The following is a 25,193-nucleotide window of genomic DNA, read 5'->3' as shown; positions in this document are numbered from 1 at the left end:
AGGTACGGTCACTATGGAACAGACCGGGGGAACCGATGACAGAGCCGATCGAAGTGAACACCGCCAAGCTGGCACAAGTCATCCACGACATCGCCGCGATCGCGGACCAGTTGGATACGATCGCCGCCGCCGGTAAGACAGCTGTCGCGCCGGGAGCGGCCGCTTGGGGTGATGACCGGTTCGGCAGCAAGTTCGCGGACGGGGCAGACGGATTCGAAGCCGGGGCTACCAACATCGTGGAGAGCACGAGCACGCTGTCGACCTCGATGGGCAACCTGTCCAACGGGATCTTGTCGGGCAGCAAGCGTAGCGACGAACGCGAGCAGGAAAACGTCGACGGCTTCGGGAAGTAGACTTTCGATGAACAATGAAGCCGAAACCGCCTCTCTGCTGGTCACTTTCAGCCAGCAGATCAGTGCGATCGCGGAAGCGGCGCAGAAACGCGCTCTGCTGACCGGGACCGGGATCACCAACGACAAACGTGTCACTGTGACGATGAACGCCGATGGTGCGGTGATCGAGACGAAGTTCTCCTCCGACATCGACGAACTCACCTATGACGAAATCGCCAAAGCTGTCACGACTGCCGCGCAACGCGCTCTTGCCGATGTCGGGCGTCAGACCGAGGAGCTGATGCAACCGATCGCGGATCAGCGGGCCGCGATGCCGAAGCTGCACGAACTCATCGACAACCTTCCCGACCTCGATAGTCAGGCGCCTACGCTGCCGGCGGCCTCGATGGCACCACCCAACTCTCCCGAACGCGTCAGAGCCGAGGAGGCGGCGCCGACCTTCGACAATGCCGAGGATCACGCCAGGTGGACGGCCGAACGTCGTACCGGGGTCACAGATTCGGGCTGGTAGCCGGATTGTTTACCGGGCCGGTGGACTCGAGTCCAGTTGCCGCGCCCGGTTCGACGGTGCGATGTCGTACAGTCGACCCGCTCGGTCCGGGGACGAATATTCACTGATAAGTCGCCCATCCGGACCAGCTTCCCTATCCCCACCGAGTCGACGCCGAGAGGACAGATAGTGATCGACGACGACGAGGCGTGCCGATTCTGTGGCCGATTCGTGCTCGAGGTGGACGGATGGGCGGAGTCCATGCGGCCCTACCACCAAATGCGTGCCTCGTGGGATGAGAACGCGAGCTTCTTCTGGGGCTCGTTCCACCTCGGGTGCATCCGAAACTTCCCGGAACGGGAAACGTTCAGGCGGGAGGCTGCTACCTGGGTTTCGACGGTGGAGGATGTGGTGCTGCTCCGGGGCGGTGACGGCGAAACACACGAAGTGCCCCGCCGCGGACTCGGTTTTACCGATCTGGTGGCCCGCCTTCCCAGTGGGGAGCTCTACGAGAATCCTCGGTTCAACGAATGGGCGTATGTCGAGGAATCCGGCCCCTTTCATTTCATCGACATGCACCGTGCAGAGGCTCTCGGTCGAGGCGAACGTGTGCGCGGTAGCGCCGGCGGGCGATCGATACTGTTGAGCAAGGACCCACAGGTCGATGTATCGACATGGGACCTGGTGGAACTGTTGGACTTCCTCGATGTGCGCGACCTCTATCAGGAGATGCTGGACACGCTCGAGCCGAAGTACCGCTACGTGGACTCCGGGCGAAACCGCTTCGGCCTGGTGCTCGATTATTCGCTGTCCTGCATTCAGGCATACCCCTCGGACCTCGCCCGCTTCTTCGGTGAATACCTGTCCGGCTATGTGCCGAAACGGCTAGAAGACGCTTGAACTCGCGCTAGACCTGCCGTGGCCTGGCACCCGGCCGTAGCCCGTGCGCACCTCCGCTGAATCATGCGTGATGGTGCAAGCAGCTCGAATCACTCGGCAACAACAGCGAATTGCTGCGTTGTAGTTTATATCCACTTGTGGCACAGTCGAACTCGTCGACACCGCGATGTCGGCTAATGTTTGGTTGCACCAGCCGTGGGGGGCTTCGATGACGAGTGCTGTCGCCTACCCATATCTGCCGTGGGTTGTGCCGGTGGATGCGCGGGTGTTCCGCATCGAGTACCGGTAACCCGCTGTGGCACTCGGATTCCCGTCCTGGCTCGAACCCGTGGAATGGCTCGTCGGAGCCGACTGGCCACACGGCAACGAAGACCTCATGTGGCGAATGGGCAAAGACCTCCAAGCCGCCGCCGACGACGCCAAGGCCCTCGTTCCCGAACTCGAAGCCGTTGTCGGCACCGTCAACGCCGCCTACCCCCAAGGCCGCGGCGGGGAATCCATCCTCGAATGGATCCAACCCCTCATCGACGGCCAAGGCCCCGACAAAAACGGATCCCTCGCTCACCTCGCCGACCACTGGACCAAACTCGCTGCCGCCGCCGACTCCGGCGGCGACCAACTCCAAGCCGCCAAACTCAACTTCTACATCGCCGGCGCCTGGCTCCTCACAGAACTCGCCTGGGCCGCCGCCGCCGGACCCGGCGCACCACTAGCCCACGCCATCGTCATCGCCCAAGCCCGAAAACTCTTCACCTGGATGGGCAACCGCCTCGCCAGAGCCATCGCCCACACCATCACCACCAACGTCACCGAAGAAGTCCTCGAACGCATAGCGGTCAAACTCGTCTACGAAACCGTCCAAGAATCCCTCGTCGAACTCGGACAAGGCACCAGCCAAGAACTCACCGTCCAACACATCCAGAACACAACCGGCCACATCAACGGCTACGACTGGCAAGCCGTCGGACTCAACGCCGGCATCTCCGCCATCGCCGGCGGCGTCGGCGGCGCCACCGGCTTCGGCCTCGGCCGCAAACTCCCCACCACCAACGGCAAATGGACAGGGGCCCGCAACGGCGCCACCACCGGCGCAGGCGCAGGCCTCGCCGGCGCGACCGCCGCCTACCTCGCCACCGGCGCCTTCACCGGCAACTGGGACTTCGACCCACGCTCCTTCACCGGCGGCGCCGCCTCCGGCGCCGGCCCCTCCGCCATCCACGGCTACCGCGGACACACCGACAACGCCGGACCCATGAACTACACCGGCAACACCACCCGCACGGGCAGTCCCTCCCAAACGGACCACGCCGGATCGAATACGGCAACGAACAACGGAGCAGGCGACAGCCGGAACAACGGCGACAACAGCAGCTCGAACAACGGAACTGACACCGAGGCCGGCCCGGCCGACACAGGCACCAACCAAAGCTCTGGAAATGCCGACACCGTTGACCCAGCGTCCTCGGAGAATTCGGCCAGCACACAACAGACAACCTCACCCCCCGGACAGACTGATCCCGGCGTCGGTGCCGGGGCCCCCGCTGCACAGTCCACAAGCGACGTCAGTCCCTCGAACGCCAATGCTGATACCGCTCACACTCCAACGGATTCAGCTATCGATGCGGCGTCGACCGGAGTGGAAGCCCCATCGAGTGTTGTCGACGAGAACTCCCATTCATCCACAACCGAATTCGGTGGGAGCCATGCCGACCCGACGGCACCGGACATCGCCACAACCAGCACCGGCAATGCCGTGCCGCAGACAGATGCCACTCGCGATCCACAATCTCAGGTCGGCGACCCGGGTACTGTCGCACCGGCCACGCACACCGCTGCGCCCACGGTCGATCTCGCAGCATCGGCTGCCGAAACAGAAACCACAACAACATCGCCGGTAGCCAGTGCTCCTGCGGCGCCGTCGCCCACCGCGCCCGTCGCCGCAGCGGGCGCCACTCCATCGGCTATGCCATCGACGCCGGCTACCACACCCACGTCGTCCCCGAAGGCGACTTCGGATAGAACCGATTCCGAACGGCACGCGCCTGCTGCCGAGAACAGCGCGCCCACATCGCGACCCGGTCACCCCGGTCCGCCGGTCGCTCCAGCGTCCGGTCCTCGGGCCGCCATCGACTCCCATACGCCGGGGACAACCGCGCCCGTCCAAGCCGCCAGCACAAATGTCGTTCCGCCCTCGTCGAATTCGACGGCCGAGACTTCCCACCATCAGGAGACCGCTCCGCCTCCGGAGACGTCGACCGACGGAACCCGGGAGATGGCCAAGCACTACAAATCCAACTCGCGGATGCCGGGCGGTGAGATCACGTTCGGCGAACTGTCGCCCAAGGCCAAACAACTGGTCAACGCCTTGGCGACGAACGAGAGCATTCCGATCCGGCCGGGCGAGGTGAACATCACCCACCTCGCCGAACTGCAGAAGTTCGCGGACAACGAGCATGCCGTCGTTCAGAACGCCGACGGCGACCTGCGACTTTTCCGCGGTGAGAGAACCCGTTCGATAATCCCACCCGGCTTGGCATCCACGTATAAGTTCATCCTGCACACGCATCCGGAGGATCGGCTACCCGGTCCGCCGTCGCCGGAGGAGCGTCGACTCCGACCCGACTGCGTCAACAGCATGCACCAGGATCTCCGGTTCAAAAGGACGCCGCATGTCGAAGCCGTCGTCAGCCGTGACGGCCAGGTTCGCTTCTTCGACAACGAAGGTGTATTCGACTTACCACCGGGAGAGTATCCACGCGGCGGCCCGATCAACGACCGGGGATACGTTGTCCCGGTCGCAGGTTCGACTTCACCGGCCACGGCGAACCCCGGCCGGGCGATGTCCGGGGATCCCGACAATCGGCAAGAACGGCTGGCGCCCTCAGCCGACGTACCACCCGCCGACGCGCACGAAACCACCAGCCCGACAAGCCAGCCCGCCCAGGAGATCTCCGATGACCGACAGCAGCGTTCCACCACTGACCGAGGCCCAACGCCAAGCGTTCTGGCGGCGGCGGGGGTGGACACCGGACCTTCCGACGGACAAACGGACAGCGATCGAGCAGTACTGGACGGACGAGATGATCGAGGAAGCGGAGGCCCACGGCTTCTGACCGATCTCGGCGACATCACCCCGGTCGGGGTCAGCTCGCTGACGACCGCCGACGCGGACCGTCTCGCCGCTCTCGGACACAGCACGCCGGACCTCTTCGAGCTGGCACCGGCCGACGCCGACTTCTTCCGTCGGCAAATGGTCCTGCTCACCGAGAACAATCGTTTCGCGGCGTCGGTGCACGTCTACAGCACCGAGGAATACCGCACCATGCGGTTGTTCGTCACCGACGACGGTAAAGCGGGCATCGCCTTGAAAGGCGACGAGATCGTTTCGGTCTTCGCCCATCGCGATACTCGCTATCCTGGCGCGTCGATCGCGATGCTCACCATCGCGATCGATCAGGGCGGCCGCAGGCTCGATTGTTTCGACACAGTTCTGCCTCGGCTCTACGCCGAGGCGGGCTTCGTGCCGGTGGCCCGCCTCGCCTGGAACGACGAGTATGCTCCGCCCGGTTGGGATTACGAGACCTTCCGCAAGCACAACGGTGGTCGGCCCGACGTGGTGTTCATGGCCTACGACCCCGCGGCGGTCGGCTCGGAATACCATCCGGGCGCGGGACGATCGGTCACCGACTACGACGCGGGTATCGAAGCTGCGCGCACCCACAGCCACACCGTGGCCGACCATTCGGCCGCTACCGATCCACTCGCCGATGACGACGCGCGTACTCCCGAGCACCGCGTGGATGTCGGTCTGCCCGTCCAGCACCGGCCCCACAGCACCACCATCGGCGACGACCCCACCGCGCGTCGTGTCAGCGAGAACCTCCGCAACGAGGGCGCCCACGACGTCGTCGTCCACGGCAACGACATCGGCCGCCCCGTCGACGATATGGGTATCCCGGTCGATCCCCAGCGGGTGGTCGAGGCCATCCGCGCCAATCCCGACTATGTGCCGGGCACTCCCGTCCGACTCGTCTCATGCCACAGCGGCAACGACGCCGGGTGGGCACAACACATCGCGAACGAACTCGGTGTGCCTGTCCACGCACCCACCGACATCGTCGGTGTCAGGCAACGCCCCGACTCCCCCGCCGTCGTTCACAACGACGGCAATTGGCGCACGTTCCATCCGGCGGATGCGGACGGAAATCATCGGCCGCCGACCGCGCTTCCCGTCGATCCGGCGAACTCGGACCCCGGTCGGCAGGGCGACTGGGACCTCATGGCCGACGACTCCCTGCCGACGGATCCGCTGACATCCGCCGACATCGAATCGGTCTACGGCATTCCGATCAGAAACCAACGCCGTATCCAAGGATTCATCGACAGATTCAACCTGATCATCCAGGTCCGCCCGACCAATCCTGATTCGGTGCCGCACCTGAAAGCCGGCGCCGCGCCCAAACCGATGGTGATCAAAGACAAGACGATCAACGATCTCGATGTCGCGCTCGGCGCACCGGCGCACGCCAAGGGGCTGGTCGGGCGGTTCGAGCCGGGGACGTTGCGTATGCCCGACACCACCGGCATGTCGGACACGCAGATCGAAGCACTCGAGCAGCGACTACATGACCGCGCCGAGGACTTCGTCGCGTATGCGGCGGATATGGCCGAGCTGGCGCACGATTTCGTGGTCGAGAACGGCATCGTCCATCAGAAGATCAACGGTGACAAGGTACCCGTAACCGGCGACCACGACATGTTCGAAATCCTGCACGCCGACGGAACTCGCCTGACACCAGCGGAGCTGAGTCTCTACGAGCGCCGGCTCGCCGTGATCGGTGCGGGCATCATGCACGGTCCCCACGTCTACTGGAACCCACAGAGTTCCTTCCAGCGGGCACGCAACTACGAAAGCATCATCGACCAGCACCAGTTCGACCCAACACCGGAGTCGAAGAACGAACCCCTGATCGAGTTCCGGCCGGGTACGCAACCCGCCGTCACCTGGGCAGCGAAGACCCTGCAGGAAGTCGATCGGGAAATGACGCCGTGGCATGTGGCCGCGGTCATCGATGGAATGGAACGTGCCCGGCTGGCAAGCATTCCCGGGCTGGTCGACACGCATTTCCGGGACTCCGAAGCCGGCGAGAGCGAACGAGCGCACCACACCGAAAAACTCCGCCGACATGTCGAAACCGACGTCGAGCACCTTCGACAGCGCGCCGCCGAACTCAAAGCCCACCCTGATTTCGACCTCACGGTTTTTCACGCCTGGGCAGACAAGAACACGAAGACTTCCGCCCCGGACGGGCCGAACGGGCAATCGATGACGGCCATCCGAACTCAGCAGGACCATCCCCCATTGGTCGTCCCGACGGATTCGCCCGAACACGAGTTGGCGGCCCTCGAGAAGCAAGCCGCAGCACTGCGCCATCTCGCCGACCGACGAGACGAAGCATTCACTCACAGTGGACAACTCGCCGCCGAGCGCGGTGAGCGCACCGCCGCGGGCATCGCCCATCACACCGACGATCCCGGCCGCGCCGACCTTGCTCGCCAGGTGCCGGCCGCCCCCGGTTACTTCACAGCCGACGTTCATCTCTCCGACGACGGCCACGCGCTCATCGGCGACCACACCTACACCCCTGCCGAATACGGCGACCTGTTGCGCGCACACGGCTGGGACCACACCACCCCGGTCCGGCTCATCGCGGGCAATGCGTCCTCGAACGGGTTCGCCACCCGACTCGCCCAACATCTCGGCATCGATGTCCTGGCCCCGGCCCGGGCGGTGTGGATCGATGCCGACGGCAGTATCCACAGCGCTACCACCGTGAATCCTGACGGCACCGGTGGTCCACGCATCTCAGCCGACGGCCACTGGCGCACCCATCACGAAGACGGCACCGTCACGCGCAGCACCACCGGTGCGGAGCTGACGGCGGCCTACCCGGCCGGGCCACCCGTTCAGCAGCCGACGACCGTCAGCACTGCGCGGTACGACTTCCGGCAAACCATCGACGGCAATGGCCGCCGGACAACCGAAGTGAAGATCCGTGCCTACCTCGAGCAAATGCCGGGGGTCACAGCCGACCGAATGCAGACGGTCGCGCGCACCATGATCGAGGCGAGTTCACAGCTGTTCGGTGACCCGTCGAAAGCGCCACCAGCCGCGTTGTTCCCCGAGAAGGCAGGTGCGGCAGACACTTCCGCGCCGAAACACATCCTGCTCAACGGTGACGGCTTGCGGGTCGATATCGAGTTCGTCGACAATCCCGAACACGCACACCTACGAGCGGCCATTGCGCCCAGCGCCGAGGTGACGGGCCCGCACTGGGACCCTGATGTCCCCGTCGAAACGGTAGTTCGAGCCATCGGCGAACACATGGGACTCGTCGACGCCACCGCAGGCGTGGACTCCACGGACATCAACCGGCTCAGCCACGAGCTCGCTCACGCGGTCGCCGGGGCACCGCAGTCCACCCTCGCAGGGGTCTCCTTCTCGCACGGCACGCACAGCACCACGATTGGTTCCGACCCCGCGGCGCGACGTGTCACCGAGAACCTGCGCAACGACGGCGCGCACGATGTGATCCTGCACGGCGACGAATCCGGGCACCCACTCGACGGCAACGGTGCCCCGCTGTCACCACAGCAGGTCGCCGACGCGATCCTCGTCAACCCGAATTACGTTCCCGGAACACCGGTCCGGCTCGTTTCCTGCTTCAGCGGCGGTGACATCGGGTGGGCCCAGCAGATCGCCGACCGGCTCGGTGTTCCGGTACACGCGCCCACCGATATCGTCGGTGTCCGGCAGCGCCCGAACTCCCCCGCCGTGGTCCACAACGATGGCAGTTGGCTCACCTTCTCGCCGGAAAGCGCCTCCGAGGGGCGAGCTGACGCCACGTCGGCGCCGGGGGAACGCACATCGGAACGCGCCGAGGTAAACGGGCGCGACGGCTGGGACTTCATGGCCGACGAATCGAGCGATCCGCCTGCGATCGACGGTCTTTACGCGATACCCGAGACAACGCACGACTCCCGAAGCTCAGGGCCGCCAGGCCCGGCTCCACATGTGGGATCGATACCGGCCGGCATGATCGTCGGTAATGACGGACTGCTCCACAAGCCAGATGATCGAGCCGACAGTTACCGCACCGAAGACGGGCGCCTGCATCATCTCCTGGACGCCCCCGGTACATTCCGGGACACGAAATTCGCGCTGCATGATGGGAACCGGTTCGTCACGGACCCACTGACGTCGCAGGACGTCGTGCACAAGGCGCAGAAAGAGATTCCGGAAACCTATGTCGTGCGTGACGAAGCGGTTCGTGAGGAACTGGAGCGGCATTCGCAGGAGCGCCGAGCGCAGCAGCATGAAAGAGACCGCGCCGGGGCTGTCGTCAAAGGCCACATGGCGGAGTTCGGGATCGAACGCGTCCACGATCTCAAAGCCGCGGAACTCGACAGGATCATCGTCGCCAAGCGCGAAGCCGTGCTCGCCGATCGGGAACTCAGCGACGCACAGGTAGACGCGAAACTCGATCGCCTCGACGAACTGCGCGACAACGCCAAAATATACAACCGCCTCGGAAACGAGATGGTTGCCACCTCCAAGGCGATGGGCGAGCTGGGCGGAAACACCTACGCGGTCGACAGCGAACTCCGCCCGAGCGCCACGCTGCTTTCACCCTTCGCAGGCGCCTTCGACGGCTACAAGACCATCGACACCATAGCGTTCGTTCCGGCTACGGAAAGCACCCCTCCAACGCTTATCGGTACCGAGAACAAGGGCCTCGGCTCGCCATTGGGTGACGCGCTCACAGTTCATGGGAAAGCCGAGCAGGGTTCGACCGAGTACGGACTGCACACGTTGAACATCGACCAGAACCTCCAGCGCATCCTGACCGAAACCCACGACGAGATGCGGGCTCGGGGGGTGGACCCCGACAGCCCCGAAGGTAGACGGGTCATCGAGGCCCGTGAAGATCTCACGCGGGCGCTGCACGATGGAACCCTGCGCATGGAGTACCACTACGTGCACGCACGTATGGACGGCACCATCGAGGTATCGAGGTTCCTCGTCGACGGTGGCCCGAACACCAGCATCTCCGCAATCGGTGGAGTGGTGCGTGACGCCGAATACCCGTACCGAAGCCGCGACGAATTGGAGCAGGTCCTCTCCAGAGAGATCGAACGGAAAAGGGAAGCGCTACTCCGCGGTATCGACAGTCCCGATCTCCTTCGTGCTGTGCCAGATGCCGTCGGCTTCAGCTATGGAGCACGCGACAACAGCACCATCGGCAAGGCCACGGACATGGCTGACCGGCTTTCGGCCCAGCAAGCAGCAATCAGTCGCGACTTGCGACTCGGATTGGCGCCGGAGGCTGCCAGCCGACTGATCGCCGCCGCGCAGGAACAGGCTGCCCGCATGCAGGAAATCGAAATCCAGAGCAGAATCGCCGTGTTCAGAGACGTGGAACTCGGCCCCCACCGCGACCTGGTCGAGAAACTGATCCGACTCGATGTCGAGAGTCGCGCGCTGTCGCTGACTACAGAAATAAAATACAACGAACGTGTGATGCTGCGCGATGCGAAATCTCTCGCGATTCGATTCCGTGAGCACGAGGATCCGGCACGGGCGAGATTCGTCGAGCACATGCTCGAGTTGACTCGCGAGATTTCCGTGGCCCGAAGCCAGGGCGCCGAACTCGAGATCACTGAACTGGTCAAGGAATACAGTGCTTTGGCACAGGTGATTCAAATCGAACGTGCCGCCGAGGTTCGAACTATCGAGGCGATGGGGCTCGACGCCCGGCACGCCGAACAACTGGCCAAGATTCTCGATATGGACCGAACCAACGACTTCGGGCGTCCGGTGGAGGCACTCGGCCGAGAAATCGTCAGGCAGGGCACTACCCGGGCCGTCGAAGCCCGCGAACTCCCGGCGCTGGAACGAGGTCGGGTGGCCGAATTGGCCCTGACCCGAGTCCAGGAGATCGAACGCACACTGGAGCAAGGGCGCGAACCCGGTCCGGCCCTGGTGCGCGAAACGATGGATACGCTCGGCGGGCTGGTTCAGGCCGAGCGTGCGGCCGAGGCCCGCACCCTCGAAGCACTCGGCCTGAGTCACGAACACCGTCAGGAAATCGTCAAGACACTGGAATTGGAACGCACCGAACTTCTCGGCCGTTCCATGGAAACCCTCGACAGGGAACTGGTTCGACAGGACCATAATAGGACTGTGGGTGATTCCCGGTTCCGGATAGCCCCGGAGCTTGCGAAGACATTGGACGTCCGTGCCTACCGGCAGGCATCCAACGATATGGGGCGCGCTGTCGAAGACAGAGCACTCGATGCCGGCGATAAATCACGTCAGCCACCCGTTGTCGAATTCGATTCTCGGGAACGCCGGCTGGCGCTGGCTGCGAGCCTACTCAGCCGGGGGGTGTCGCTCCAGTTGACGGAGGTAAGGATGATGGTCGAAATGGGCGAAGGAGTCCACCCGGATATCGCCATCCGGATGGAACAGGAGGGCCGTAGTCCATCGATGTTGAGGCAGTTGGCGCGGGAGCGGGAGCGGACGCGCGATCCACGAGGAATGGAACGCGGCCGATGAGCTATTCTTGCCGAATATATCGGCTGGGGAAGAAGAGGACGCGAATATGAAAGAGTGGAAAGCACTTTCGCGAAACGAGATCGCCGATCTGGCCACCCGGTTGCGCGACCTCGACTGGTCCTGGCAGCTGACCGACGTCGACGCACTCGCCGCGAGGTTCGGCTGGCGAGTCGAGGCCACCCGACCGGATTCGGTGCGCCTGGACTCCGGCTTCGGTCGCGCCAGTGGTTCGGTGCAGGGCTATCGGGGTCGCGCCAACGAGATCGCACTGGCCGTCACCGGATTCACGAGCGAGACCACCGCTACCCGAACCGATATCCGAGACACCTTTGTCACGATGGCAACCGCCATCACCGGTGCGGTCGGCGCGCCGACGAGCAGAATTCCCGGCGAGTACGCCGAAGTCCGCTGGGCCGGGTCTGACACCACACTCCGACTGATCGAGATGACCAGCAGTATCCACCTGTATTTGGATACGAACGCGGACTTGGCAATTCACGACGAAACCGTGCGGCTCGAAGCAGAAGGAGTGATTTGACCGACTGGACCGAGTTCGCGGAGGGACTCGCACAGCAACTGATGCGGCTCCCCGCCGGCGCCTTCCTCGTCATCACCGCGTCGCAACCACCCCATGATTCACGCAGATTCGTCCAGTTCGCCCAGACCGATGACGAAATCTACGGCCAACTGGCCGGCGACGAGTGGATAGATGAGAGCGATCGCATCACCGCCGACGAACATCGACTGCTCACCGAAACCGGATGGCAGGAACCTCATCCCGATCACGTCGACAACTGGTGGGTCGAACTTCCCTGGCCCGCGCCCTCGACCAGCTACCGGAAACTGGCGTCGATGGCGGTTGTCGGTCTGCGCGATGTCTTCGGTATCGCGGCACCGGCACTGCTCACCTACCGGGCGTGGAACGGCAAGGCGGGCAACAGGGATCTGGACCTTCCGCTGCTGGGCCTTGCCTCCACGAACTCGGGCGACGATGCATAGGATTCATAGGAAATGAGCGATATCTTCAGGGCGGAGCGCAGCAATCTGCTCGACGCGGGGAACCGGATAGTCGAGCTGTACAAGTCGGCGCCCGACACCGAAGAGGGCGACGCGATCATCTACGACGCCTTCGAATACTTCGAACGATATGTCGAACTGCTCCCGGAAGTACTCGTCTCGCGGTGCCCGTTCTCCGGCGCCGCTTTCCGGTGGCCGATGGACAACGTCGACCTCAACGGCTGGTACTGGGAATACGACAAGCCCCATCGTCGTCGGTCGAGTATCGTGCCGCGCACCTGGCTCGCCATGGGTGGCGCTGTCCGCCTCACCGAACCTGTTGCCCCCGCGCCCTTCTCGCGCAGGCCCGGACCCGACGTTCCCTACGTCATCCCAGCGATTCTGAACCACCCGACCGTCCGTGCGGTCATCACTCAGATCACCATCGGCCCACACACCGGGTGGGCCACCACCTACTACAGCACCGTCCGCGAGCTGGGGGTGCCCCTCGAAAACACCTGGGGCGCCGACAACTACGACACCTATGACGTCGATGGGGTCTGGCGTGGCTGGGACGAGCACACCTGGGCGCTCGGTGATCACGACTTCGACCTTCGCCCTTGGTTCGACACCGGCAAGCTGCTCTGGATCGCCCCCGACGACCCCACCGCAACTCTCCGTGAAGGGGCGACCGACTGCCCTTACATCGACCTGGACGGAACGCGCCTACGCCAGAGAATCGACGGCGGCACCGTCAGCAGGTATTGACCGACCGGGTGCCCGGACACCGCGAAGTGTTTCCGGGCCCCCGGGTCAGACCACCAAACTTCCCGACGATTCGTCGAACGTCTCCTCGTCCGCGCCGATCACCGGCATCGACGTACCGCTCACAGCACCGACGAGCTCGTCGCCGTGTGAACCGGCGACCAACCCGGTGCGCTCGGGGTCGTGCGTTCCGGCGTCACCCGCGCGGCGGGCCGCGCCCGCGCCAGGAACCATACCGCCCGGTGCACCGGCCGTCGTCTGGCGCGTGGAGTCCGCGGCCTGGCCGGTTGCCGCCACGTCGATGCTCTGCCGACCGGCGAGTGGGGTGCTGCTGAGTGGTGAGCTGCTCGGTGGCATGCCGCCGAGTCCGCCCATGCCACCCATGCCGACCATACCCATTCCGCCGCCTCCACCACCGGCACCGGCCGAGGCGGAGCTCGGGTCGGTGGACAGTGCGGCACCGCTGTCTTCGGAACCTGTGGTGGCACCGAGGTTCTCGGTGAGGCTGTTGGCTTCGGCGAGCTCGGAGGACACCGTTTCACCGAGCTGGGTGGCCGCGTCGGTCAGGGTGCTCATGACATCGGCGCCGGTCGATGCCGCTTCGGTCGCCGCGTCGACACCCTCGCTGACCGCGCTGGTGGCGCTGCTCGCCAGGCCCGACAGTGCCTCCACGCCGGTCGAGGCCATGCTCATCAGGGGGGTTGCCACGTTGAGTGCGGTGGTCAGCCCGGAGATGATGTTGGGCGCCTCGGTGACGGCGATCTTCTGGCCGGCCGCGGTCATTTCGCCGGCCTTGGTGGTGAGCGCCGCTTGGGTTTTCGCGACGATCGCGCCGCCCTCGGCGATGCTCTCGTTGGCCAGCGCGATCGCGGCGGCCTGACCCCACGGGGTCCACAGCATCGGTGCGAGCGCGGTGATCCCCGCGACGAAACGTGCGATGACGGCGTTGATTTCGGCCACGCCGGTGCTGACATCGGCAGCGCCCGCTGCCACCAGCTGGTTCATCTTCTCCGCCTGGGCGGCGGTATCGGTGGTGTTCTGCGCGACCTCGGTGGACTTGGTCGCCGCGGCATCGGCGCCGGTGCCCTCCCAGAGCGCGGTCGCCGCCGACAGCGCGTCTTTGGCCAGATCGACCACCGTCGAGAGCGTGTCGGTGATGCCGGACAGTGCCGAGGTGGGAGAGCTGCTCGAGCCGCCGCCTGAACCGCCGGTGGAACCGCCGCCCGAGCTACCACCGGTATCACCGCTGCCGAACGCGGACGCCATTTCCAGCACCGGCTCGATCAGGCTCGACAGGGGAATCGAAGAGGCCGCCTCGGCCACGGAGGACAGATCGGGCAGCTGCGGAAGCTGCAACGAACTGAGCGCGTCCGGCACCGACATGTCGAGCAGCGATCCCAGCCCGTGGGCTTCGAGCAGCTCGCGGATGATCTCCTCGACGGTCTGCTGTGTCTCGCCCTCGGCGGTTTGGGTGGCCGCGGCAGGATCTGCGACCATCCCTTCCGCGGGCGCGCTGTCTTCAGTCGCCATGGCTAGGGCATAACCGTGTTGAAATCGGCCGCGGAGCTGACTTCGGTGGTCTGGTACGCACCGGCTGCGCTGACGGCCGCGGCCGAAGTGGCGGCGTGGACGGCCGCGATCTCACCGATGGTGCTCAAGTGGTTGCCGGAGGCCACCGCGAACGACGCGAGGAAGTCCTGGCCGATGAGGCCGAAGATCGGAACCGCCGCGGCGACCATGCCGGCCGCACCCGCGCCCGCGCTCGCGACCTGACCGGCGAGAGCGGCGTGCTCGCTGCCGAATTGGGTGATCGCGGCCTGTGAGGTCTGCAAAACCTGGTTCATTGAATTCTCCTTCGAGCTTGGATGAGTAAAGTCGGCAACGTCAGGACGTGGTCGCTTCGGTGAATTCGGCCACGAGCCGGTTGTGTTGTTCGAGTGCGCGTTTCGCGCCTGCCTCCGCCGCCGCGACAACCGCCGTTTCGAACTCGGTGGCCGTCAGTTCGGAAATGTCCTCGGTCAATTCGAGATCGACCAGCGCGCCGGTGCCATCCATCACGACGATCACCGCTCCGTCCGCGGCACCGACGCGCACGCGGATCGCCGCGAGCTGATCGCTCAGATCTTGCAGCCGGTATGCCTTGCGCATTACCCGATCCATCAATTCGTCCATCGAACGAACCATGATCGCTCTCCTCAGTTCGACGGGGACCAGATCTGCGGGTCGGCACCGTATCGCTGTTCGTATTCGAATTCCGCGCGCGCGACCTGTTCGCGGGTGGGAACGCCGATGGCGGCGAGCGACTGCGCGCTCATTCCCGCGGCTTCCAGCTGCGCCCGCCTGGCCAGGGCGCCCCGGTCAGCGGCGCGGCGGCACAGCGCGACGATCTCGGCGGCGAGGTCGTCGGGCTGTCGGTAGAGTTCGTCCTGGCGAATCCGCAACCGCAGCGGCTGGCCGCGTTCGGTGGTGCGAACCGCGATCGCCCCCGATGCGGATGTCGCGGTGAACGTCGCCGGATCGGCCTCCGGCACACCGGAATCTGACTGAACCACGAGATTTCCCCCCTGAAAGATCTTGCTCCGTACAGCATTCCGCAAATGCGGCGAATGGGCAACCTTTGATACAACTTCCGGCGGCTCGCCTGGGATCTTCGAAATGTAGATCCGAAAATGCAGGACCCGAACTGCCACAACGGGTTCGACAACGTCGCGCGCTATGCTCACGTCGACGAACTTCGCGGGGATCGGAGGGCCGCGGCCTCCGCTGCGGGAAGCAAATCGGGGAATTGCTCCTGAAAGGAAGCACATGCTGGAACTCGAACCGGTCGGCATCTACCGGGAAATGTATCGGAGTGGTCATGACGACCTGCCCTCGCTGCGTGAATCACGCACCACGCATCAGCTCGAAGATCGCGCCCGGATCCTCGAATACATGGTCGCTGCCACGCCGGTATTCGACGTCATGGGTAGCGTGGTCGACCTGTTCGACCCGAATACGTCGATCAGGAGTGGCCAGTCGTTGATCTCGGACGGCACGTGGCTGTGGCGGGTCGATTCGATTCACTATCTGACCCGCTACGATCTCGCGATTCCGGATGAATTCGTCGAACATGTTCGCGCGCGGAACTATCAGCCGGCAGCGGATGTCGATCTGGCCGACGAGATCTACGACGCGGCCATCACTGCCTACTTCTAGACGATCCGGTTCGCAGCACCCGCTCGAGGTGCTGCGAACCATCGCATCGCGATCGTCAGACCGAAAGGTCGACCTGCCCCGATCGCGGTGCGCGTTGCGCCGCCGCACCGACCACCGGCTGGGCCGTATCGGCGATATCGCCGATGACCTCGTCACCGTGCTCGCCGGTGACCAGGTTGGTTCGCACGTCCAGACCGCTGCTCGCGTCGCCCGCCCGGGCGGCGTTGGCCATGCCCTGACCGAGCGGCAGCATGCCGGGCCCACCGGTGACCGCGCCACGACCACCGCTCGACGCGCTGGCAGTGGCCTCGGTAGCGGCGCCCGTGGTGGTGGCGCCACCGGTGGACCCACGTCCACCGGACCATGCCCCGAGAGCCGGTGCGACCGCACTCACCGCGCCGATACCTCCGACGCCACCGCCGGCTCCCCCACCGAGGCCACCGGCCGATGCACCGATATTCGCATCCTGTTCCAGTGCGACATCGTCCACGGTGCTCGTGTCGGTGGTCGTCTCACCGGTCAACGCGGAGGTGAGCTGTTCGGATGCGGTCGTCGCCAACGAGAGCAGCGGCGTGATGAGGCTGGAAAGCTGCGAGAGCATGTTCGAGGAATCCATACCGGACGGTGCGCTCGTCACATCCACTTTGGTGCCTGCCGCGTTCATCGACGCGGTGTGGGCGGTCATCTCCGCACGCGTTTGCGCGACGACCGCCAGCGCCTCGGCGCCGGCCTCGGCTGCGAGACCGAGTAGCGCCACCTGACCACCCGGTGTGGCCGCCAGCGGAGCCGCGGCGGTCGCGGTGGCGATGAACCTCGCGGTGATGGCTGTCAGCTGCGCCAGCCCTTTGGCCACCGAGGCGGCCGCCTGGGTGACCACCGACTTCTGTTCGGCGCTCTGCGCGGCGACCTCCGCCGAATCCTGCTGCACGGCTTGCGCTTTCGAGGACGCCGCGTCGGCGCCCTCACCCTCCCATTCCTGCATGAGCGTCTGTAAGGCGCTCACCCCGACTTCCAGCGCCGTCTGCAAGATGGTGCCCGCGTTCGACAACGCCTCGGTGGGATCGAAAGCCGTGCCGGTCCCGATCTGCCCGGTGCCGAAACCAGCGGCCAGGTCGGTGAGCGGCTGGACGAGCGCCGACATGTCGATCAGGGGCAGCGCGGGCAGATCCGGCAGTGCGGGCAGCGCCGGAAGTTGTGGCAGGGCGGGCACTCCCATGTTCGCGAGCGCCGAACTCACCGGGAGATCGAGCGCCGGACCGATCGCGCTCGCACGCAACAGCTCCATGGCCGAAGGCTCGGTAGCTACCGTATTCATGACAATCTCCTAGTGATAGATCACACCGACCGCAGCCAGCTGTCCGGCTCGGTGTCGTAGTCCTGCTCGGCAACGACTTCCGCGGCCGCCACCGACTCCGGAGTCGGCAGACCCAACGAGGTGAGAACATCCGAGCTCACACCGGCGGCAGACAGCTCCGCCCGCCGCGCCAAGGCCGCACGATTCGCCGACTGCTTGCACAACCGCAAGACCTCGGCGGCCAGCTCACCCGGCGGTCGACGCAACTCGTCCGCTTCGATGGTGACCCCGAGCGGCAACCCCTGTTCGGTGGTGCGCACCTCGATCGCCCCCGTTCGCGACAACGCGAAGAACGCATCGGCGTGCGAAGCCGACCCCCCTTGTGCTGACATCGATCCTGCTCCCCTTCGAATCCCCACCCGAGCACTGTTACGCACAGCGTTTCACAGCGACGATACCGTGATTATGAGCCGTAACATAGTGCGTGGCAGAAGATTTCACCTTCTGCTTGAGGTGGGGACCGAGGGCCGGTCGATCAGAGCGGTGGCAGGTCGGCGATCTGGACGAGTTCGATGCCGAGACTGCGCGAGACGAGGGTGCCTCGACCGGGTGGCATCTTGCTCGGGCGTACGTCGCCGACGAGTTTCCCTTCTTCGCGTGAGCCGCTCATGATGAGCGTTTGCACCGACATGTTCTTCATTCCGCCGAGTACCGAATCGAAGAGCGCGCGGGAGGCGCCGCCGATGCGGCGGGCCACGATCAGGTGCAGACCGATGTCGCGTGCCTGGGGCAGGTACTCGAGCAGCGGGGCGAACGGGTTCGTCGATCCGGTGACGACCATGTCGTAGTCGTCGACGACCACGTAGATCTCCGGGCCCGACCACCAGCTGCGGTCACGCAACTGCTGCTGGGTGATGTCGGAGCCGGGGATGCGCTTGCTGAGATAGCCCGCCACCTCGGAGATCATCGGTCCGCAGGTCTGCGAGGACGTGGAGTATCCGGCGAGCTGGTCGCCGTCGAGCACGCCGAGCATGGTGCGCCGGTAGTCGATGAGGATCACGCGCGCCTCGTCGGCGGTGGACTGTTCGGCGATGCTCATCACGATATTGCGCAGCAGCGTGGTCTTGCCGCATTCCACGTCGGCGAAGGCCATGAAGTGCGGTTCCACAGCGAAATCCAGGACCAGCGGCTGCAATTCGGACTCGCCCAGGCCCACGACGATCTTGCTGCGGTCCAGGTGCACGCCCTCGGCCTTGGCGGCGGCGACCACCTGGTCGCGGGGCACGCTCAGCGGCAGCATGCGCACTTCCGGGGCCCGCCTGCCCTGATAGAGGGTCGTGAGTTCCTCGCGGGCCCGGGTGACACCGTCGGCGATGGTCGTGGGATCGGAGTCGGAATCCAAGCGCGGCAATGCGATCAGCATGTGCAGCTGTTCCGGCGTGAGACCGCGGCCCGGCCTGCCCACCGGAACCTGGTGGGCGGTACGGCGATTCATCTCCGAGTCGCCGGGGTCACCGAGGCGCAGCTCGAGCCGGGTGCCGATCTGATCCTTGACGACCGGGCGGATCTCGGCCCAGCGCGAGGCACCGATCATCAGGTGGATACCGAAGGAAAGACCCTGGGTGGCAATGGCATTGATCTGCGGTTCGAGTACCTCGAACTCCTCGCGGATGGCGCTCCAGCCGTCGATGACGAGGAACACGTCGCCGAACAGGTCGGCGGCGAGCGGGTCGCCTGCGGGGGCCTTGGTCCCGTTGATCTGGCGGGCTTCGAGGGCGGAGAATTTGCGCCTGCGGAACTCGGCCATGGATTCGATGCCGAGTTCGGCGAAGCGCTCCTCACGCTGACGCATGAGCGAGGTGAGTTCGGCGACGGTGCGGCGCACCCGGTCGCTGTCGAGGCGACCGGCGACCGAGCCGACGTGCGGGACGCCGACCAGACCCGCCATGCTGCCGCCACCGAAGTCGAGGCAGTAGAACTGCACCTGTTCGGGCGTGTGGGTGGCGGCGGCGGCCATGATGATGGTGCGCAGGGTCGTGGACTTGCCCGACTGCGGACCACCCACCACGGCCACATTGCCCTGGGCGCCCGCGAGGCTGATGGTGAGCACATCGCGGCGCTGCTCGTAGGGCTTGTCGACCACGCCGATCGGCATCCACAGCTGGCCGTGCCGGTTCACCGGCGAACGCCAGTCGGGATCGGGCAGCAGCATGTCGGCGGTGGGAGACTCCTCGAGCGGCGGCAACCACACCTCGTGGGCGGGGCGGCCGTGGCCGGTGAGCCGCTTGACGACGACGTCGAGCAGCGAGTCGGGGATGCCCTCCTCACCGGCGACAGCGCCACTCGGCGGTGGCGGCGGCAGTTCCGGCCTGACACGCTGGGCCGGTTCGTCGGCTTCCTCGGCCGCCACCTCGGCGACCTCGACCGGCGCGGCGGTGAATTCCACCAGGCGCTGCCTGCCGACCGGGGCGCCGTCGTCGTCGACGACAGTGCCCGCCGGTGCGACGTACGGGCCGGACACATAGCTCGCGTTGAACCGGAGTGGCTCGGAAGCATCGCTTTTCAGGTAGCCGGCGCCGGGCACGCTCGGCAGGTGGTAGGCGTCGGTGATGCCGAGCACCGCGCGCGACTCGTTGGCCGAGAACGTGCGGAGACCGATCCGGTAGGACAGGTGCGACTCCAGGCCGCGCAGTTTGTTCTCCTCGAGCCGCTGCGAGGCGAGCAGCAGGTGCACGTGCAATGAGCGGCCGAGTCGGCCGATCATCACGAACAGTTCCGCGAAATCCGGCTTCTGCGAGAGCAATTCGGAGAACTCGTCGACAACCACGAAGAGGGCGGGTAGTGGGTCGAGGGGAACGCCTGCGGCCCTTGCCTTTTCGTAGTCGGTGACGTTGGCGTAGTTGCCCGCCGAGCGCAGCAGTTCCTGGCGGCGGTTCATCTCACCGGCCAGCGCGTCCTTCATACGGTCGACCAGCGAGAGTTCTTCCTCGAGGTTGGTGATGACCGCCGCCACGTGCGGCAGCGAGTCGAGCCCGAGGAAGGTGGCGCCACCCTTGAAGTCCACGAGCACCAGGTTCAGCGCGTCGGGCGAATGCGTGGTGACCAGCGAAAGCACCAGTGTGCGAAGGAATTCCGACTTGCCCGAGCCGGTGGCGCCGATGCACAGGCCGTGCGGGCCCATACCGTTCTCGGCGGATTCCTTGATATCGATCTCGACGGGCGTGCCGTCGGGGGTGATGCCGATGGGCACCCGGAGACGTTCGCGGGCCGTCCGCGGACGCCATACCTTCGACGGGTCGATCTGGGCGGCATCGGGAATCTTGAGCAACGCCATCAGGCCCGGATCGGCGGTGGTCCCCTCCCCCAGGCTCACGATCTGGGCCGCCGTGGCCAGTCGGTACCTGGCCAGGGTGCGGGCGAAGGACTCGGCTTCGGCGAGGCTGACGGTGTCGGCGGTGGCGAACTTCTCCACACCGGAGGCGCTGCGTGCCGACACCTCGCCCGCCTCGGCGACCAGTTGCAGACCGCGGCGCGCGGCCAGGCCGTTCTCGGGAGCGGTGAGGTCGAGGACGGTCACCGAATCGAGGCCGGATTCGCTGATGAGGCGTTCGTTGCCGCTGACGTACCCGTCGTCGATGATGACGACAAGGTGCAAACGCCCCTGGGTCGGTTGCGGATTGCGCATGAAGCGGCCGCGTTCCATCAGTTCCGAGGCGAGCGCGGTCTCGAGCTCACCGAGCGAGGTGTACATCATCCGGGCCGAACCAAGGCTGTCGCGCTGGTTCGGGTGTTGCAGGTGCGGCAGCCATTTCGCCCACGCCCACGGCCCGTCCGGGTCGGCACAGACGATGGCGACGGCCAGGTGATCGGGTCCGTGGAAGGTGGCCAGCTCCATCAACATGGAGCGAACGAGCATCCGCGAATCCTCGGTTGGCCCTGCGATATTGATGGCCGGAAAGGCGCGCAACGACACCGCGGTCGGCAGCTCGTGCACCACGGAGTGGGTGCGGACGAAGCGGCGAAGGGCCACGGTGGAAACGGGTTCGAGGTCTTCGAGTGGTCCGGTCTCGGGGCGTGCCAGTTTGGTGGCGAGTCGATGACTGCCGACACCGACCCGGACATGTCCGAAGTCGGGGTCGGCCGGTCGGCGTTCCCACATTCGGCGGCCGCCGATCAGCGAGGGCAGATCCGCGGGCTCCGGGTGACTCCAGCCGAGCGCCTCGAGCTGCTTGCCGCCGGTGCGTCGCACATCCTTGCGCACCTGGTCGAGGTAGCGGAAGTAGTCCTTGCGCTCCTCGTTCAGTTCGACGGCGCGCTTGCCACCACCACCGCGAACACCGGCCATCATGCCCGCCATCGACATGATCATCATCATCGGGAACATCATCGACATGGGGTTGGCGAGCATATTGCGGCCCATGGTCGCCATCATCGCGATCATGCCGATCACCGCGACGATCATCACTACCGGCATGATCTTCATCATCAACGGCGCCGGCAGCGCGCGCGGCACTTCGGGTGGCGCGGTGAGTGCCACCTCGCCACCCGGTGCGCGCGGCGGCGCGATCCGTGGGCGACGGACGAATCCTTCGGTAGCCATGGTTCCTTTCGATTACGGCTCGAGGTCGAGCTCGGCCCGTTTTCGCCGGTAGGGGTAGGCCAGGCCGAGCCCGATGAGCAGACCGCCGAGTACCGCGGTCGTGCCGATCACGGCGATGCGGCGCGCGCGAGGGTCGGGGCCGGGCGGCAGCACCGGCGCGGCGACCAGGTGCGGCACGTCGGCGCCCTCGGCGACGGGCTGGTCGGGCAGCTGCGCGGTGAGGGCGGCCAGTGGATCGATCAGGCCGTGGCCGATGCCGTCGTCGCGGCCGTTGCCCGGCCCGTGCGCGGTGCGGGTGATGCGGTCCATCACCTGTTGCGCGGTGAGTTCGGGGAAACGCGAACGGACGAGGGCGGCAAGGCCTGCCACGTAGGGTGCCGCGAAACTGGTGCCTTCGATGGGCCGGACGCCCTCGGTGGTCTGCACGCCGTTGACCAGACCGGTACCGCCGGGTTTGCTGTCGAGGGACACGATGTTGCGCCCGATCGCGGCGACGCCCACCCACGGTCCGCGCAGCGACAGCTCCGACGGGCCGCCGTCGGCGTCCACCGAGCCGACCGTCAGCACATAGGGCGCGAACCAGGCGGGGCTGGCGACGGTGCTCACCGACGACCACCCCGATGACTTGTTCTGTTCCTTGCACGCCCCGTCGGTCTGGACGTTGCCCGCCGCCGCCACGACGACGACATTGCGGTCGTAGGCGTACTTCACCGCGGCACCCAGCGAGGCATCGGCGGTATCGGAACCCGCCGGGCTGCACGCCACTTCGGAGATATTGATGACGGTGGCACCCATGTCGACGGCGCGGACGACCGCGGCGGCGAGGGTGAGCACACTCCCGTAGCCGTCGTTGCTGATCTCGCCGGGATCCTGGCCACCCTGCTTGTTCACCGGTTCGAAGGCGAGGCTGAGCTGGCGGATGGACAGGATCTGGGCGTCGGGGGCTACACCGACGAACGCGTCGTCGGGGCTCGGCTTGGCGGCGATGATGCCCGCGACGAGCGTGCCGTGCCCGTCGCAGTCCTCGGTGCCGTCGGAGCCGGAGACGTAGTCACCGCCCGGCTGGAGGTCGGGTAATCGCGGATGCCGTTGCACGCCGGTGTCGATCACCGCCACCTTCTGTCCCGCGCCACGGCTGAACTTCCAGGCCGAAGGCAGGTTGAGCACCTGCTGGGAGATGGGCGGTTCCGAGGGCGGCGACCCGGTGAGCAGCGGTTCGCTGCACAGCGCCGAGGGTTCGGTGGGTTCCAGCGGTGCCGGGCGCCCACTGAGCCCCGCGGCCGCACCGAGCGCGCCCGCGTCGATCTGTGGCGGCGAAACGGCCTGCGCCGGCGAAGCGAAGCTCAGACCCGCACCGAGAACCAAGGTGGCACAACCGAATCGGAGCGCCCGGCGACCGGAGCCGGTCATATGTTCCTGGCCATGGAGTACACCCCCATGATCCACAGGACGAGCGGAATCAGCGCGATGATGAGGATGTACTCGAAGATCTCGATGGCGCGCCTGGTCACCGGCGACACCTCGATCGTCGGTCCGATCACACCGAAGCCGACGGTGCCCGCCGCGAAGGCGAGCAGCCCGATGGCGAACAGCTCCATGTTGTCGCCGCTCAGCCCGATTCCCACGATCAGCGCGACGAACGCGAGGCAACCGCTCGCGATCAGGGTGGCCGCCTGGACCAGATCGGCGAAGGAGCGACCGCGCAGGCACAGGATGATCGCGGTGGCGATCGCCAGCACGATGCCCTGCCAGCGGGCCGAACCGAGCGGGTCGGCGGCACCGAACGCACCGAGGGCGGCCGTCGCGGCGCAGGCGATGATGAGCCCGGACTGGTACTGATTGGCCGCGCGCGCCCGTTCGCCGAGGCCGCTGGCCGACGGCAGCGCGGTGGCACCGATGGCGCCGATGCCCTCGATGGTCGGGCGCGGTTCGTGGTCGGCCGGGTCGATCGCGGCACCGGCGGTCGGCACCGGCGGCACCGGCAACCGGCCCAACAGCGCGGCCATGCGCGGGGCCATCGACAGGATCGCGATGCCCGCGAACAACAGTGCCGCAGAGAGTTTGGGCAGCCCGGGATGCCAGATCAGGTACACACCGCCCGCGACACACGCGACGATGCCCAGTGACGCCGCCGCCGTGAACAGAGTGAGCCCGCTCCCGGTGACCCGGTGGCCGACGACGGCGGCGACAATCGTCACGGCCGCGCCGAGCAGCAGATGGGGTCCGCCGAGCGTGCCTGGCACGAAAAGCGCCGCGCCACCGAACAACAGCAGCAACGCGTCGAGCGACAGCCAGTCGGCGGTGAGCCGGTCCTCGTACTTGCGCGCGGCGATACCCGCCACGGCGAGCGCGAGTACACCGAACCCGGTGAGCCCGAAGGCCGGGGCGAGCGGGTCGCCCTCGCCGCGCGAGATCACCAGCATCACCAGCGCGGTGAGCACGGTGAGGGTGGACGCGACCAGGCCGAGCCAGCGGGCCGACACACCGGTCCAGCCCCGGAACTCCTCGGTGGTCAGGCGCGAGACCGCGTCGATCACGTCGTCGAACAGCGCGGGCGCTTCCTTGGCCGAAACCGACCGGAGCACAAGCAGTTCGCCGTCGTACACATCGGCTTCGGTGAGCGTGCGGCTCGGTGGGATGGCGTCGCGGCCGATCCGGGCGAGGGTCCAGTGCTTGGCGCGTAAGGCGCCGGGTTCGTCCTCGGAATCGGTGGGGTCGGGGTTGCGCGACTCGATCAGTTCGACGAGATCGCCGATGAACCCCGCGATCGGAACCGTCACGGGTAGACCGACGTCCACCTGAGTGTTGCCACCGATCACCGATACCCGGCACAGATCCGGCTCGAGTGAACGCTGATTCGCCGCTGGTGCGTCAATCACGGTTCGCACCCGCCGACCACGAGTTGCCGTTCACCCGTTCGATCCCGAAACACCGCACGCGGCGGAACACCCCCTGAGTGAACAACTCTGACACCAGCCAAG

Annotated in this window: 20 protein-coding genes; 8 read left to right on the top strand and 12 right to left on the bottom strand. The window is 66.0% G+C overall.

The window, feature by feature from the left end:
* The first annotated feature begins 35 nt into the window (after window positions 1-35).
* The 3 genes from ACSVDM_RS04165 to ACSVDM_RS04155 all read left to right on the top strand — a co-directional run bounded on the left by ACSVDM_RS04165 (window position 36) and on the right by ACSVDM_RS04155 (window position 1,743).
* Entirely contained in the window at window positions 36-353 is a 318-nt protein-coding gene (locus tag ACSVDM_RS04165) for a hypothetical protein (protein WP_439262929.1), read from the top strand.
* Window positions 354-360: 7 nt separating this feature from the next.
* Entirely contained in the window at window positions 361-864 is a 504-nt protein-coding gene (locus tag ACSVDM_RS04160) for a YbaB/EbfC family nucleoid-associated protein (protein ID WP_439262927.1), read from the top strand.
* Window positions 865-1,032: 168 nt separating this feature from the next.
* Window positions 1,033-1,743, top strand: a complete 711-nt coding sequence (locus tag ACSVDM_RS04155) for a hypothetical protein (RefSeq protein ID WP_439262925.1) — start codon at window positions 1,033-1,035, stop codon at window positions 1,741-1,743.
* Between the two features lie 709 nt (window positions 1,744-2,452).
* Here ACSVDM_RS04155 and ACSVDM_RS04150 read toward each other — a convergent pair.
* The 3 genes from ACSVDM_RS04150 to ACSVDM_RS04140 form a co-directional block, all read right to left on the bottom strand.
* Window positions 2,453-2,962 (bottom strand): hypothetical protein, encoded by a 510-nt coding sequence (locus tag ACSVDM_RS04150; RefSeq protein ID WP_439262923.1) that lies wholly within the window; start codon window positions 2,960-2,962, stop codon window positions 2,453-2,455.
* 1,064 nt (window positions 2,963-4,026) lie between these two features.
* Window positions 4,027-4,155, bottom strand: a complete 129-nt coding sequence (locus tag ACSVDM_RS04145) for a hypothetical protein (RefSeq protein ID WP_255675418.1) — start codon at window positions 4,153-4,155, stop codon at window positions 4,027-4,029.
* Between the two features lie 469 nt (window positions 4,156-4,624).
* A complete protein-coding gene (locus ACSVDM_RS04140; protein ID WP_439262922.1) occupies window positions 4,625-5,659 on the bottom strand; it encodes a hypothetical protein in 1,035 nt (344 codons plus the stop codon).
* 57 nt (window positions 5,660-5,716) lie between these two features.
* Here ACSVDM_RS04140 and ACSVDM_RS04135 point away from each other — a divergent pair, with 57 nt between their 5' ends.
* Genes ACSVDM_RS04135 through ACSVDM_RS04120 form a run of 4 tightly spaced genes read left to right on the top strand, consistent with a single transcriptional unit; the run spans window position 5,717 to window position 13,126 of the window.
* Window positions 5,717-11,362 carry a hypothetical protein gene (locus tag ACSVDM_RS04135; protein WP_439262920.1) on the top strand — a complete coding sequence of 1,882 codons (5,646 nt, stop codon included), beginning with the start codon at window positions 5,717-5,719 and terminating at the stop codon, window positions 11,360-11,362.
* A gap of 46 nt (window positions 11,363-11,408) precedes the next feature.
* On the top strand, window positions 11,409-11,900 hold the full coding sequence (locus tag ACSVDM_RS04130; protein ID WP_439262918.1) for a DUF6301 family protein: 492 nt from the start codon (window positions 11,409-11,411) through the stop codon (window positions 11,898-11,900).
* A complete protein-coding gene (locus tag ACSVDM_RS04125) occupies window positions 11,897-12,361 on the top strand; it encodes a TY-Chap domain-containing protein (RefSeq protein WP_439262916.1) in 465 nt (154 codons plus the stop codon). The genes ACSVDM_RS04130 and ACSVDM_RS04125 overlap by 4 nt, the downstream gene beginning before the upstream one ends.
* 12 nt (window positions 12,362-12,373) lie before the next feature.
* On the top strand, window positions 12,374-13,126 hold the full coding sequence (locus ACSVDM_RS04120) for a hypothetical protein (protein ID WP_439262914.1): 753 nt from the start codon (window positions 12,374-12,376) through the stop codon (window positions 13,124-13,126).
* Window positions 13,127-13,171: 45 nt separating this feature from the next.
* Here ACSVDM_RS04120 and ACSVDM_RS04115 read toward each other — a convergent pair whose 3' ends face one another.
* From ACSVDM_RS04115 to ACSVDM_RS04100, 4 genes are read right to left on the bottom strand one after another with little or no spacing between them, the layout of a single operon-like run.
* The gene (locus ACSVDM_RS04115) at window positions 13,172-14,620 is read right to left on the bottom strand and encodes a hypothetical protein (RefSeq protein ID WP_439262912.1); all 1,449 of its coding nucleotides are present in this window, start codon (window positions 14,618-14,620) and stop codon (window positions 13,172-13,174) included.
* Between the two features lie 35 nt (window positions 14,621-14,655).
* The gene (locus ACSVDM_RS04110; RefSeq protein ID WP_181699468.1) at window positions 14,656-14,967 is read right to left on the bottom strand and encodes a type VII secretion target; all 312 of its coding nucleotides are present in this window, start codon (window positions 14,965-14,967) and stop codon (window positions 14,656-14,658) included.
* Window positions 14,968-15,007: 40 nt separating this feature from the next.
* Window positions 15,008-15,307, bottom strand: a complete 300-nt coding sequence (locus ACSVDM_RS04105; protein ID WP_439262909.1) for a YbaB/EbfC family nucleoid-associated protein — start codon at window positions 15,305-15,307, stop codon at window positions 15,008-15,010.
* A gap of 11 nt (window positions 15,308-15,318) precedes the next feature.
* Window positions 15,319-15,675, bottom strand: a complete 357-nt coding sequence (locus ACSVDM_RS04100; RefSeq protein ID WP_356985001.1) for a hypothetical protein — start codon at window positions 15,673-15,675, stop codon at window positions 15,319-15,321.
* A gap of 253 nt (window positions 15,676-15,928) precedes the next feature.
* Here ACSVDM_RS04100 and ACSVDM_RS04095 point away from each other — a divergent pair, with 253 nt between their 5' ends.
* On the top strand, window positions 15,929-16,318 hold the full coding sequence (locus ACSVDM_RS04095; RefSeq protein ID WP_439262907.1) for a hypothetical protein: 390 nt from the start codon (window positions 15,929-15,931) through the stop codon (window positions 16,316-16,318).
* Between the two features lie 55 nt (window positions 16,319-16,373).
* On the opposite strand, the gene ACSVDM_RS04090 is transcribed toward ACSVDM_RS04095, so the two are convergent.
* The 5 genes from ACSVDM_RS04090 to eccD form a co-directional block, all read right to left on the bottom strand.
* A complete protein-coding gene (locus ACSVDM_RS04090) occupies window positions 16,374-17,633 on the bottom strand; it encodes a hypothetical protein (protein ID WP_439262905.1) in 1,260 nt (419 codons plus the stop codon).
* A 20-nt stretch (window positions 17,634-17,653) separates the two neighbouring features.
* Window positions 17,654-18,004, bottom strand: a complete 351-nt coding sequence (locus tag ACSVDM_RS04085; protein WP_378668286.1) for a hypothetical protein — start codon at window positions 18,002-18,004, stop codon at window positions 17,654-17,656.
* A 143-nt stretch (window positions 18,005-18,147) separates the two neighbouring features.
* The gene (gene eccCa, locus ACSVDM_RS04080) at window positions 18,148-22,212 is read right to left on the bottom strand and encodes a type VII secretion protein EccCa (RefSeq protein ID WP_439262903.1); all 4,065 of its coding nucleotides are present in this window, start codon (window positions 22,210-22,212) and stop codon (window positions 18,148-18,150) included.
* Window positions 22,213-22,224: 12 nt separating this feature from the next.
* Complete coding sequence (gene mycP, locus ACSVDM_RS04075) at window positions 22,225-23,622, bottom strand: type VII secretion-associated serine protease mycosin (RefSeq protein WP_439262901.1); 1,398 nt, start codon at window positions 23,620-23,622, stop codon at window positions 22,225-22,227.
* The gene (gene eccD, locus ACSVDM_RS04070; protein WP_439262899.1) at window positions 23,619-25,091 is read right to left on the bottom strand and encodes a type VII secretion integral membrane protein EccD; all 1,473 of its coding nucleotides are present in this window, start codon (window positions 25,089-25,091) and stop codon (window positions 23,619-23,621) included. The genes mycP and eccD overlap by 4 nt, the downstream gene beginning before the upstream one ends.
* Between the last annotated feature and the right edge of the window lie 102 nt (window positions 25,092-25,193).

Origin of the sequence: Nocardia sp. JW2, assembly GCF_051843015.1 — a bacterium.
Taxonomy (GTDB): domain Bacteria; phylum Actinomycetota; class Actinomycetes; order Mycobacteriales; family Mycobacteriaceae; genus Nocardia; species Nocardia coubleae.
The sequence above is the reverse complement of the archived record's forward strand: the minus strand, read 5'-3'. Positions and strand labels throughout refer to the sequence as shown.